Below are 11604 nucleotides of genomic sequence, written 5' to 3' on the forward strand. Positions count from 1 at the left end.
TTACCTAAAACGTCCCATGATTAAGGCTCTCACATTTTGCTGCATCTGTTTTCGTTGCGTTGGTGTCAGTTCGTTTGCAATTTGTTGATATGTCGATCGCAAGATCGGCCCGATCTGACTTTTCTGGTCGCTGGAAAGATTGAGTTCGCCGATCGCAGTTCGTAAGTCCTCGTTATTACCGATCGCATTTAATACAGTTGTTTTCTGGTCTGGTGTGAGAATATTACTCAGTTGAACGATCGCGTTTTGACGAATCTGCTGTATTTTTTCCTGCTGTGCGGAAGTGAGTTGGATACCTTTGAGAGCTGGATATGTCTGGGCAATCCTATTGGAATTGGCTTGTACTACTGGTACAGGATGAATAGCGACAGTAACAGCAGTAGCGGCAGTGGCGATTGCTAGGAGCATCAGGTTCAGGTTCATAAGGTCTACAGATGATGAGTAATTGATAGCCTTATGGTAGAAGTTGTGCAGAGCGATCGCATGAGTCGAAGGTCACGAAATTAACCATGACGTTTGTCATATCGCGCTCCTATAGGGCATTATCTATTATCTAATATGGACGACCGTCTTTGTGTGTCATCTTCCATACGCCATTTGTTAGTTGGGTGGCTTTGAGGTCGTCGTTGGGATATTCAACTTCATCTCCTTCCGCGCGATCGCCGATTTCAAGATATGTCACTTCTTCATTAGATCGATTAACAAGGTGATGAGCCACGCCCGTACCTGCTTTAAAGCCATAACAGTCGCCAGGATTCAAAACGAATTCCTCTTCTCCTAGAATCAACGTTGGAGTTCCTTCGAGAACGAAGATGAATTCATCTTGCTTTGAGTGACTGTGAGCCAGAGCGGACATTGCACCTGGAGAAAGATGAGTCAAATTGACTCCAAAATTAGTCAGACCGAAGACATCACCCAGTTTGCGTTTCAGTCGTCCTTTGACTGATGAAGCATACGGCTCTGGATATATCGTCTTGCCCATTGGCGCTGCAATAGATGTTGCTGAAATTGGCGATCGCTTCATAATATCCTCTCAATTCGCCGCTCAAAGGACGGATTTGGTGGGCGCAAACCATTGTAGCTTAACTAAGAAGACCGAGCCGTTTTGCTGCAACGCGATCCTGAGCGCGATCGCTATTCGCATTCCTTGAACTCTGGCCTATACTTTACCGTTCCACTATATCCTTCCAGCGCGCCATTTTCCAACTCCAGTAGCATGAACACCTCATCCGGTACTGCGTACTCGCATCCAAACCCTTTCTTTTTGGCTGGTACGAATCCAAACCGGGGATAGTACTCCGGATGTCCCAGCACGACAACAGCTTTGCTACCCAACTTAGCGCACTCGTTTAAGCCATGTCGAACCAGCAACGACCCAACTCCTTGCCGCTGGCGCTCGGGAACCACTGCCAGTGGCGCTAACCCCAAAACGAGTAAATCGTCTGGGCAATTTCCTGCGATCGTGACTGGACTAAAGAAAATGTGTCCGATAATTTGTTCGGATTCCACAGCAACAAATGAAAGCGTAGATACAGAACCTCGCAAGCGATCGACTAAGTTCGCTTCGCTTTCTCGCCCAAACGCGGCAATATTAACTTTGCGAACGGCATCTACATCTTCTGGTTTCTCAACTCGAACTTCCATACTTACTATTTCCCCAGACTTGAAAAATTTACCGACTTTTGAGAGGCGATCGGCAAAAGTCAACGAATTCCAATTAACATCATTTAAGAAGCTGGTTAAGTTAACCTCTTAGTCTTGTCTGCATCTTCAAAACGTATATGACAGGTTAATAAATTGCCATAGTTGTTGCGGAAATTTAACATTTGGTAAAGATTTTCTTAAGAGAAACCATGATTTTCTGACATAGGGATCGCGATCGCGCTATGGTCTCGATATAAAACTTGAGCCTATTGAGCTGATGGCATATTGGTGTGTATGGGGTGCTTTCAGCAGGAATTAAGGTCAGTCAGCCTGCGATGGGCTCAACCTATTTTTCCCAAGGAGGGATCGATATTATGAACCAAAAAGGTATCTCGGGTTCGCGAAACGTGGCAATCGTCGGACCCTACTTAAGTGGGAAAACCACACTTTTGGAGAGTTTGTTATCTGTTACAGGTACGATTTCTCGCAAGGGGCGCATTTCAGATCGCAATACCGTTGGCGATAGTTCCCCCGAAGCCCGCGATCGCTCCATGACGGTTGAAATCAACACTGCGGTTCTGGAATATGAGGGTATTAACTTTACATTTCTAGACTGCCCTGGCTCCGTTGAGTTTGCTCAGGAAACCTACAATGCCCTGGTAGGAGTAGATGCCGCCATCGTCGTCTGCGAACCAGATAGCGATCGCGTTCTCACCTTAGCACCTCTATTCAAGTTTTTAGATGATTGGGAGATCCCCCATCTAGTTTTTATCAACAAGATGGATCGTGCCAATGCTGCCTTTATGGACGTGCTAAACGCCCTGAAAACGGTTTCTTCTCGTCCTTTAGTTCCGCATCAATATCCCATTAGCCAGTCAGGTCAGGTAACTGGCTTTATCGATTTGGTAACCGAGCAGGCGTATCAATATCACTCTGGCGCTCCAGCCGATCCCATTCCCTTCCCTGAAGCTTTAAAAGAGCAGGAGCAAGCTGCTCGAACTGAAATGCTAGAAGCTCTCGCTGATTTTGACGACCACCTGCTGGAAGAGCTACTAGAAGAAATTACCCCTCCCGAAGAAGAAATTATCCAGGATCTGAAGATGGAATTGGGAGCCGATCTAATCGTCCCAGTCTTCATTGGTATGGCCGAGCAGGACTATGGCGCTCGTCCCTTACTGGCAGCCCTACTGCGCGAAGCTCCCGAACCTGAAGTTACGGCTGAACGACGCAAGCTTGGCAGTAAGAGCCAAACCCCAATCGCCCAAGTGCTTAAAACCTATTCCAATCCTCAGGGTGGCAAGCTCTCGTTGGTAAGGGTCTGGCAAGGGACTCTATCGGATGGAGCGACGATTAATGGCAGTCGGATCAGCGGCATGTATCGGCTGTTAGGCGCTCAGACCATACCCACACCGCAAGCATCCGCTGGGGACATTGTTGCCCTGGGTCGTCTGGAAGGCGTTAAAACTGGCGATACGCTCGGTCTTGAGCCTAGTAGCCCCGAGCTGCTTAGAGCGGACAAAATCGCCCCGGTGTTTGCCCTTGCCATTACTCCAGTCAATCGCAACGATGAAGTCAAGCTGAGCGGTGCTATGAGTAAGCTGCTGGAAGAAGACCCCTCACTCTATTGGGAACAACATGGCGACACCCGCGAGATTATTCTCTGGGGCCAGGGAGAAATTCACCTTCAGGTTGCCTTAGATCGACTGCATCGCAAGTACAACCTTCACATGTCCACCCACTTGCCACAGGTTCCCTATAAAGAAACCATTCGTAAATCTTCCTCATCTCACGGTCGCTATAAGCACCAATCCGGTGGGCACGGGCAATTTGGCGATGTCTATCTCGATATCAAACCCATGCCGCGCGGCGAAGGCATCAGCTTCCAAGAAACAATTGTGGGCGGCGTAGTTCCCAGGCAATACATTCCTGGAGTAGAAACAGGGGTGCGCGAGTACTTGACACATGGGCCGTTGGGATTCCCCGTAGTGGATGTCTCTGTGACATTAACCAATGGGTCTTATCACTCGGTGGACAGCTCAGAGCAGGCATTTAAGCAGGCAGCACGGCTAGCTATGCAAGAGGGTATGAGTAAGTGCGAACCGACCTTACTAGAACCGATCGCTCAGATCGAGATTTCCATTCCCAGCGACTATACTCCCAAGGCTTTGCGCCTGATTAGCGGTCGTCGCGGTCAGGTACTGGGCTACGATGCCAAACAGGATTGGCATGGTTGGGATCGGGTTTTAGCCTATCTGCCGCAGGCAGAAATGCACGATCTAATTGTGGAGTTGCGATCGCTAACTATGGGAGTGGGATTTTTCCATTGGGAATTCCATCATCTCCAGGAGGTGCCTGAAAAGCTCGCAGAGCGGGTGCTAACAACTAGCAACGCACCTACAAGTAACGGCAAGAACCACAAATAGGTAGATTTCTTCTCGCAAGCGCCATATCTGCCATCCTAGGAGCAGTGCCCCGTGCCTGCCCTGAATCTATCGGGGTTATATCCTAAAAGGTCGCGATCGCGTTTTGCGATCGCGACACCATTCTGCGGTAACGTGAGATCCGTGCGTTTATGTTTTTACGATCGGAATCGTTTGACAGTCACTTTATGAAAACAGCGTGGGTATTTCCAGGACAAGGTTCGCAAGCCGTAGGTATGGGCATGGACTTGCTAGAGGTAGGGCAGGATAAGTTTGCCAAAGCCGCAGAAATTTTAGGGTGGTCGATCGCCGAAAAGTGTCAGGGCGACATTGCCGAATTATCGCAGACAGAATACACGCAGCCTTGTCTTTATACGATCTCCGCCATTCTGAGCGATCTGCTCAAAGCCAAAGGCTATACACCTGATGTGGTGGCTGGACATAGCCTGGGCGAATATTCTGCCCTCTACAGTGCTGGCGTATTTGACTTTGCTACTGGTTTAGAGTTAGTCAAGCAGCGATCGCTGCTGATGTCAGGCGCGAGCGGTGGTGCCATGACTGCCCTGATCGGGTTCGATCGCGCTGCTTTAGAAGACCTGATTGCCAATACGCCGGATGTGGTACTTGCCAATGACAACAGCGACGGACAGGTAGTAATTTCTGGAACAGTTGAGGCAGTGCAAAGCGTCTGCGGGCAAATTAAAGTCAAAAAGGCAATGCCCCTAGCAGTGAGTGGCGCATTTCACTCGCCATTGATGGCAGAGGCTGCCGCGAAATTTGCCGATATCCTCGCCCAAATTCAGTTTCGGGATGCCCAGATCCCGGTATTATCCAACGTCGAACCAACTGATGCCACGACTTCAGCACAAACCCTGCGCGATCGCCTCAGCGTCCAAATTACCTCTCCCGTGCGTTGGCGCGAAATAAGCTTGTATCTAGGTGAATCTGGTTGCGAACGAGCGATCGAGGTCGGCGCTGGCAAAGTGCTTACGGGATTGCTAAAGCGGACTGCACCAAATTTGCAATTGGCGAATATCAGCAATCTAGAGCAACTCAATGAGTTAGTTCGCTAAACCTAATCTCAATAAATCCAGTTATAGCCGTAGACAGATCTGTTAGGACAGGGGGTGTGGGGGCTGCGCCCCAATCCTAAGCCTGTTGGCTATAGCTATATTTAAGCTTTTTGTAGAGCCATTTCTACCAGGATGCCAGTTATTTTGGAAACCTCATTTATGTAGTACGAATCGAGATCGATATAAGCTTTATTCTCTGCTAACTTCATAAATTTCCATTCGTCCCCAGTGGTAACAGCACCATAAATTGACGATATATTCGCGGTTTCTTTCTCATTATAAATTTGGGCTGCATACATTTCAGCTATGCACTGACCAATTCCAGAAATGATATTTTCATTTTTTGCCTCAACAATCGTAATGACGGGTGTTTCCAAATATAGTTGTTCCGGCGAACTACTGATAATGTAATCGCAAAATCCTGTGAGTCCTTTTTCTTTATCGACATTGAAGTCAATGCCCGAGAACAAACTTACTTCGTCGGATAATTTATCTTTGACTTCAAGCAAAATATTAATAATAATTAATTCCGAGCGGGCTTTTTCTGTATTAATGGCAAGGGCTAAAGGGACGTTGCGCTTTAATGTTTGACTGAGGCGATCGCTTATTTCCAGAGCTTTAATCGCCGAAAAAAGAGACAAATTTTCAACGGTCTGCAAACCAAAATCTGACTTGATTCTTTTAAGAGTGAAATCACTGTAAGCCATAGATTTGCAGGTTAAAACTCAACTTGCTTTAGATCCGGTCTGAGGTGTTTGGCTCCATTTAGATAAACGTGCTGAATGGCTTCTTGCTCTAGGGGGGTATTGATGTGCAAAATTACCCGGATGCAATGGGGTAGGTCGCCCTCAACGTGCATGTGCTGGACATCAAGCAAGGGTACGTGCTCCCAATGGGGACGCGATCGCGCAACTTTGGCAGGGAAGATCGCGTCGATATCCGGCGTGACCGAGAAAGTAGCGCTCGCAATATCCTTGGGGTCAATTTGATTGCTAGCTTCCAGTGCTGCCATCAGTTCCAGCACTGCTTCCTCAACAGCCGCCACTGAATTTTCCGCTACTGTTGTCGCTCCACGAACGCCACGAATACGCCATCCCACGCTACATCACCATTGACTCAAGTTAACCTGACTCCAACGATCATAATATTTAGTTACACCGTTAGGATCGGTTTTTGCGATCGCTTTATAGTAAGTTTGTATGGGTACTTAGTACTACAAGCTATTCACACTGCGCAATTGACACTAACTATGACTACCAGCACCATACAAACTCCCCTGCCTCAAGTGCCAACTGATTCTAGATCTCAGGTCAGTCAGTTCATGCAACAACTGCAAGATAGTATTTGTGCCGGACTGGAAGAACTCGACGGCAAGGCAAAATTTCGCCAGGATGAGTGGGAGCGTCCCGAAGGTGGCGGCGGGCGATCGCGCGTGATGGCTGAGGGCAACGTTTTCGAGAAAGGTGGCGTGAATTTCTCCGAGGTGTTTGGCTCGCATCTACCTCCCAGCATTGTCAAGCAACGTCCCGATGCCACCGGTCATGACTTCTATGCCACGGGCACTTCGATGGTGCTGCATCCCCGCAACCCCTATGTCCCGACCGTCCACCTCAATTACCGCTATTTTGAGGCAGGCCCCGTTTGGTGGTTTGGTGGTGGTTTGGATTTAACTCCTTACTACGGTTTCGCGGAAGACGCACATCACCTGCATTCTACGCTCAAGACAGCTTGCGATCGCCACAACCCCGACTACTACCCTGTATTTAAGCTATGGTGCGATGAATATTTCTACCTCAACCACCGTCAAGAGATGCGCGGTGTAGGCGGTATTTTCTTTGACTATCAAGATGGCAGAGGCAAACTCTATAAAGGCGATAAGCAGCAAGCGGCGCTCGAACTCAGCGATCGCATCGGGGAAGTACCCGAGCGCTCCTGGCAGGAGTTATTTAGTTTCATCCAGGACTGTGCGGGATCGTTTTTGCCTGCCTACGTGCCAATCGCACAGAAACGTAGGGATACTCCTTGGGGCGATCGCGAGCGTGATTTTCAGCTATATCGACGCGGTCGTTATGTGGAATTTAACCTGGTTTACGACCGGGGCACCATTTTTGGCCTGCAAACAAATGGACGGACGGAATCGATTTTAATGTCATTGCCACCAGTGGTGCGTTGGGAATACGACTACCATCCCCAACCCAACACCCCGGAAGCCCAGCTTTACGATCTGTTCCTCAAGCCGCAAGACTGGGCTAACTGGGTCGAAGGGAGCTAAAACTGCGAGATGTTGGGTTCTTGATTAGTTAAAATCGTGCAGTCAGACGTAGGGTAGCTTATGCATAAAAGTCGGAAGCCGGCTGCCCTTTGCCCGGAGTTAAAGAACATGTCAGGGTTGCCGCCCGATTCTTTGACATCGCCCTCTATGACTCTGCCAGCGCAGGTAGAGCAGGTGCCTGCACGACAGCTAAAGGGTAAGTTAATCCCTTCCGCTTCCGCCACATCAAGCACGAACTCGTCTTCATCTACTTCGATAGTTTCATCAAGCCCTTCAGCTTCGTTGATTAGTCGAACATTGTAAACTGCCATACGATCTGCATCCTCTCAGTCGCTAGTTGTAAATATAGCTATAGCGGTTTTCAGATCGGAGGTGAGTAGCGGGGTGGGGGCGTTGCCCCAAGAAGGGGTGGAACCCCTTCACCCCAAAAATACTGTTCTCAAGTGAAAATCGCTATATAGCCAACAAACTAATAATGCCAACCATTGTGAAGCAGTTTTGGCCAAGAGTGAGTTTAGTTAAACTTTTTTAACTTCTCACGTAATGGGATGATGAACGGTTACTAGTTTGGTACCGTCTGGGAACGTTGCTTCTACCTGTACTTCATGGATCATCTCCGGTACGCCTTCCATGACATCGTCGCGCCCTAGCAATGTCGTGCCATAACTCATGAGGTCGGCTACAGTGCGTCCATCCCTTGCTCCTTCCAAGATTGCTGCTGTTAGGTAGGCAACCGCTTCGGGGTAGTTGAGTTTTAAGCCGCGCTGCTTGCGGCGTTCTGCTACCAGTGCCGCAGTAAAGATCAGTAACTTATCTTTTTCTTGAGGCGTTAACTCCATAAGTGTTTTTGCTTTTGAGGGTATTCTAAGTTAGTTAATCATATAGCAGGTATAGCAGGCGATCGCCTACCTTACTCCGCCACCTGAACAATTTGCGACACGGTGAGGTTCAGATTTGGGAAAGCTGGCGAAACCAACCGTTCCTCAGCTTGAAACTGTTGCAACTGATATTCTTCATTTACCAACTGACAAATAGTAATTGTAGGTTGTTTGGGATTGCCAATGAGGCGGCGACCGCCTAAACCCAGGTAGTCTACAATCCAGTATTCGGGAATGCCCAATTTTTCGTATTCGCCCAGTTTGGTCAGGTAGTCATCGCGCCAGTTGGTACTGACTACTTCAATAGCGAGACAAACGGAAGTACCTTTGGTAATTGTAGAGCGCTTTTTCCAGAGTGGTTCTTCGGAAAGTGCATTGGCGTGCAGGACAGCGACATCGGGACTGAATCCAGATTTGTCATCGTCCCACCCCTTAAGAATGCACTGACGGGGAATGATAAGCGGTAGAGAATATTGCTTAATTTGAAACCCAACTTCGAGGGTAAGAAATCCGCCTACTTGTTCGTGGGGGCCTGTGGGTTGCACTTCAACGATGACTCCATTTCTAAGTTCGTAACGTCCGCCGCGATCGGGATACCATTCGAAGAATTCTTCCAGCGTTATTCGCTTCGGTTCAAATTCTTCATCTTCCTGGTCGGATGGCTTTGGTTGTACTTGGATCATAGGAACCTCGGGTGGTTAACTTTCGGCTAGTTAACATTATGCTGCCAAATTCTTGGTATGCAAGTAGACGATCCCATGAATGACACTCGCAACATTTGCCATACTGCGATTAACCAGGTGCGCGCTTCCAGACTGGATGCACCGCGATAGCGACATATTATCCCCTGTTCGAGCCGTGTCACGCCAAATTCGCCTTGCATTTCACCTTTTATCGCAGTCTTTACCAAAGTTCGCGCCTGTTCTACTATTTCTGTTGGTATAACCTGTCCGATAAATGCCAAATTGGCAACCACTGGTTGTCCGGCCAAGGCATGAGGGCTGTGGATTGTATCAGCACCACCGCTCAGTCGTTGTCGATCGATCCAGAGCGGTCGCCCTTGCTGCCATACTTCTGTATGCGATCGCACTTGTCCTGACAAAAAGCTTTCCCCTCTAGCCGTCCGTCCATAGCGACAGACTTCCCAACCGCACCAGGTTGCTTGTGGTGCTAATTCGACATGCAGGTGTTGATTGTAGATAGCGCCGTCAAAAATAATACTGTCCTGGGGCAACCACTCCAAATACGCACCAGCGGCAATTTGAATCCTGGTTGATTGCTGGGCGATAAGTCCGTTACTGCGATAGATTTTGGCGGCTGCCGCCGTGGTAATTAGGGCATGGGTATTTTCCGCCAGGTTAATCTCCGCACTGAGGCGATCGCCCCCCACCATACCTCCCGCTGTATGCAACAAGACGCTATGGCAAATGCGATCGCCCTCGGGATAAAAAGGTCTTTGCAGTTTCCAAGGAGCCTGACTGTAGCTGTGTTTGACGTGTGTCGCGCCATCTCGGTTTGCAAAATCCAATTCGAGCTTGCCATGCCAAACATTGCGATCGGTTGGCGGTTTGGCGATAGAACTTTCCTGTCCAATCATTTGGCACTACCTTCAAACATAAGTTGCGAACGGTGATGACAACGAGATCGTACAACCTGCATGCGATCTCGTTTAGCGATCGAAAACTAACTACTACGGGCTTGCCATGCTTGCTGAAATTCTTTGACTACCAGATCCATGCCGATGGAGCGGGATGCTTTGAATAGGAGGCGATCGCCAGGTTCTACTAATTTAAGCAGGATTTCGGTAAGTTCGGCATGGGTGGAACCGCTGCTGGCACCAGGAAAATCTCGGCCTGCACCCAGCAGAATTGCATCTGATTCTCCATCGGTTAGAACTAAGAGACGATCTATCCCTAAGTTGCGAACGGTTTCGCCCACCTTGACATGCAGCGATTTAGACATCTCACCTAACTCCTTCATAGTGCCTAAAACTGCCCAGCGGCGGCGGGCGGGAGTGCTTGCCAATAGATGTAAAGCGGCAATAGTTGCCTCTGGAGAGGCGTTATAGGTCTCATCTAGAATTGTGATGTCTCGATCGAGGTGATATACCTGCGATCGCCCCGCTGGCATGCTGAGATTCTCTATGCGGTCTGAACTTGACGCAGTCACCGACCAGTCCAGATCCAATGCTTGTAAAACCCCCAGCGCGGCTAAAAAATTCAGTGCATTATGGCGACCGGGGATGGGCATCTGCCACGCCATTTGTCCCACTCGCCCCACTCGCCGCACGCACAAAATATCTCCCTGCAATTCGCCATTGATATCGCCTGCATCTAATCCATAGGTGAGAGTACGTCCGTGCCAAACCTGTCCAGCGGTTTTCATGAGTAGGTCATCTTCCCCATTGAGAACTGCAATTCCGTCTGGGGGAGTTTGCTCTAACAACTCGCATTTAGCGGTCGCGATCGCTGCTTGAGAACCGAGTCTGCCAATATGCGCCGTACCGATATTCGTAATTACGCTCACATCAGGTTGGGCAACGCGGGCTAGTCGGGCAATTTCCCCCAGCCCTCGCATCCCCATTTCCACCACCACAAAGCTGTGCTGACTGGGATCGATCGCTAAAAGAGTTTGGGCAACACCGATGTCGTTGTTGTAGTTGGCAGCGCTTTTGTGGACTGACTTGCCTGGCTCGGTGTAATAACCGAGTAGCGCTGCAATTAATTCCTTGGTAGTGGTTTTGCCAGCGGAACCAGTTACCGCCACTACTGGTAAATTGCATTTTTGTCGCCACCAACTCGCGATCGCTTGATAGGCGGTGAGGGTATCGTCCACCATTAGCAATGGTAAGTCTGAGGCGTTATTTGTGAAGCGATCGGCTTGCACGACAGCAGCGATCGCGCCCTGGCCGATCGCGCTGGCAACAAACTCATGCCCGTCAAAATTTTCACCCACGAGTGCGACGAATAGCTGCCCAGATTGGAGCTTTCGACTGTCAGTGCAAATTCCTGTTAGCAGGGCTTGGGGATTAACATTCGCGAATTTGGCTGACATTGCGGCGATCGCATCGCCTACAGTACATTTACAGGTCATTTTTCTCTATCATCAAACTTTAGCTGTTGGAAATATGCCGAATAGCTTGGCAGCACCACCAATCAAAGCGACCGACAAATTGCCTGTCCATCTTCTGGTTAATGTCGGAGAATTGCTTGTCCATCTTTTGCTCGAAGCGGGTCAAGACTTCTTCCAGGGTATAGGTGAGGATAGGCGGGTTGGTAGTCATGGCGAAACTGCCGAGTTAGGGTATATAAGGGATT

At 49.0% G+C, this 11604-nt stretch carries 16 protein-coding genes; 5 read left to right on the top strand and 11 right to left on the bottom strand.

From position 1 onward, the window contains the following. Both PSE6802_RS0109315 and PSE6802_RS0109320 read right to left on the bottom strand, forming a co-directional pair. Positions 1 to 423 carry a hypothetical protein gene (locus PSE6802_RS0109315; RefSeq protein WP_019499788.1) on the bottom strand — a complete coding sequence of 141 codons (423 nt, stop codon included), beginning with the start codon at positions 421 to 423 and terminating at the stop codon, positions 1 to 3. Positions 424 to 553: 130 nt separating this feature from the next. After that, on the bottom strand, positions 554 to 982 hold the full coding sequence (locus PSE6802_RS0109320) for a cupin domain-containing protein (RefSeq protein ID WP_225902720.1): 429 nt from the start codon (positions 980 to 982) through the stop codon (positions 554 to 556). Between PSE6802_RS0109320 and PSE6802_RS34730 the strand changes: the two genes are divergently transcribed. Continuing rightward, positions 882 to 1151, top strand: coding sequence for a hypothetical protein (locus PSE6802_RS34730; RefSeq protein ID WP_225902751.1), 270 nt, complete (start codon positions 882 to 884; stop codon positions 1149 to 1151). The genes PSE6802_RS0109320 and PSE6802_RS34730 overlap by 101 nt on opposite strands. Here PSE6802_RS34730 and PSE6802_RS0109325 read toward each other — a convergent pair. Next, positions 1135 to 1644, bottom strand: a complete 510-nt coding sequence (locus PSE6802_RS0109325; RefSeq protein ID WP_026103192.1) for a GNAT family N-acetyltransferase — start codon at positions 1642 to 1644, stop codon at positions 1135 to 1137. The genes PSE6802_RS34730 and PSE6802_RS0109325 overlap by 17 nt on opposite strands. A 374-nt stretch (positions 1645 to 2018) precedes the next feature. Between PSE6802_RS0109325 and PSE6802_RS0109330 the strand changes: the two genes are divergently transcribed. Genes PSE6802_RS0109330 through fabD form a run of 3 tightly spaced genes read left to right on the top strand, consistent with a single transcriptional unit; the run spans position 2019 to position 5137 of the window. Further along, on the top strand, positions 2019 to 4067 hold the full coding sequence (locus tag PSE6802_RS0109330) for an elongation factor G (protein ID WP_026103193.1): 2049 nt from the start codon (positions 2019 to 2021) through the stop codon (positions 4065 to 4067). A gap of 51 nt (positions 4068 to 4118) precedes the next feature. Further along, a complete protein-coding gene (locus tag PSE6802_RS33320) occupies positions 4119 to 4256 on the top strand; it encodes a hypothetical protein (protein ID WP_156815475.1) in 138 nt (45 codons plus the stop codon). Then, positions 4253 to 5137 carry an ACP S-malonyltransferase gene (fabD, locus tag PSE6802_RS0109335; protein ID WP_019499792.1) on the top strand — a complete coding sequence of 295 codons (885 nt, stop codon included), beginning with the start codon at positions 4253 to 4255 and terminating at the stop codon, positions 5135 to 5137. Before PSE6802_RS33320 ends, fabD begins: the two co-directional genes overlap by 4 nt. 101 nt (positions 5138 to 5238) lie before the next feature. Here fabD and PSE6802_RS0109340 read toward each other — a convergent pair whose 3' ends face one another. Both PSE6802_RS0109340 and aroH read right to left on the bottom strand, forming a co-directional pair. After that, on the bottom strand, positions 5239 to 5844 hold the full coding sequence (locus PSE6802_RS0109340; protein WP_019499793.1) for a hypothetical protein: 606 nt from the start codon (positions 5842 to 5844) through the stop codon (positions 5239 to 5241). A gap of 11 nt (positions 5845 to 5855) precedes the next feature. Further along, positions 5856 to 6236, bottom strand: a complete 381-nt coding sequence (gene aroH / locus PSE6802_RS0109345; RefSeq protein ID WP_019499794.1) for a chorismate mutase — start codon at positions 6234 to 6236, stop codon at positions 5856 to 5858. A 150-nt stretch (positions 6237 to 6386) separates the two neighbouring features. On the opposite strand from aroH, the gene hemF reads away from it, so the two are divergent. Beyond that, complete coding sequence (hemF, locus tag PSE6802_RS0109350; RefSeq protein WP_019499795.1) at positions 6387 to 7409, top strand: oxygen-dependent coproporphyrinogen oxidase; 1023 nt, start codon at positions 6387 to 6389, stop codon at positions 7407 to 7409. Here hemF and PSE6802_RS0109355 read toward each other — a convergent pair. The 6 genes from PSE6802_RS0109355 to PSE6802_RS33325 form a co-directional block, all read right to left on the bottom strand. After that, positions 7406 to 7720 (bottom strand): 2Fe-2S iron-sulfur cluster-binding protein, encoded by a 315-nt coding sequence (locus PSE6802_RS0109355; protein ID WP_019499796.1) that lies wholly within the window; start codon positions 7718 to 7720, stop codon positions 7406 to 7408. The two genes, hemF and PSE6802_RS0109355, sit on opposite strands and share 4 nt — an antisense overlap. A gap of 225 nt (positions 7721 to 7945) precedes the next feature. Beyond that, positions 7946 to 8248, bottom strand: a complete 303-nt coding sequence (locus PSE6802_RS0109360; protein WP_019499797.1) for an urease subunit gamma — start codon at positions 8246 to 8248, stop codon at positions 7946 to 7948. A 71-nt stretch (positions 8249 to 8319) separates the two neighbouring features. After that, entirely contained in the window at positions 8320 to 8970 is a 651-nt protein-coding gene (locus PSE6802_RS0109365; RefSeq protein ID WP_019499798.1) for a Uma2 family endonuclease, read from the bottom strand. Between the two features lie 26 nt (positions 8971 to 8996). Beyond that, the gene (locus PSE6802_RS0109370; RefSeq protein ID WP_019499799.1) at positions 8997 to 9884 is read right to left on the bottom strand and encodes an urease accessory protein UreD; all 888 of its coding nucleotides are present in this window, start codon (positions 9882 to 9884) and stop codon (positions 8997 to 8999) included. An 86-nt stretch (positions 9885 to 9970) separates the two neighbouring features. Next, positions 9971 to 11380 (bottom strand): UDP-N-acetylmuramoyl-tripeptide--D-alanyl-D-alanine ligase, encoded by a 1410-nt coding sequence (locus tag PSE6802_RS0109375; protein ID WP_019499800.1) that lies wholly within the window; start codon positions 11378 to 11380, stop codon positions 9971 to 9973. A 19-nt stretch (positions 11381 to 11399) separates the two neighbouring features. Continuing rightward, positions 11400 to 11570, bottom strand: coding sequence for a hypothetical protein (locus tag PSE6802_RS33325; RefSeq protein ID WP_156815476.1), 171 nt, complete (start codon positions 11568 to 11570; stop codon positions 11400 to 11402). Between the last annotated feature and the right edge of the window lie 34 nt (positions 11571 to 11604).

This window comes from Pseudanabaena sp. PCC 6802, assembly GCF_000332175.1.
GTDB lineage: Bacteria > Cyanobacteriota > Cyanobacteriia > Pseudanabaenales > Pseudanabaenaceae > PCC-6802.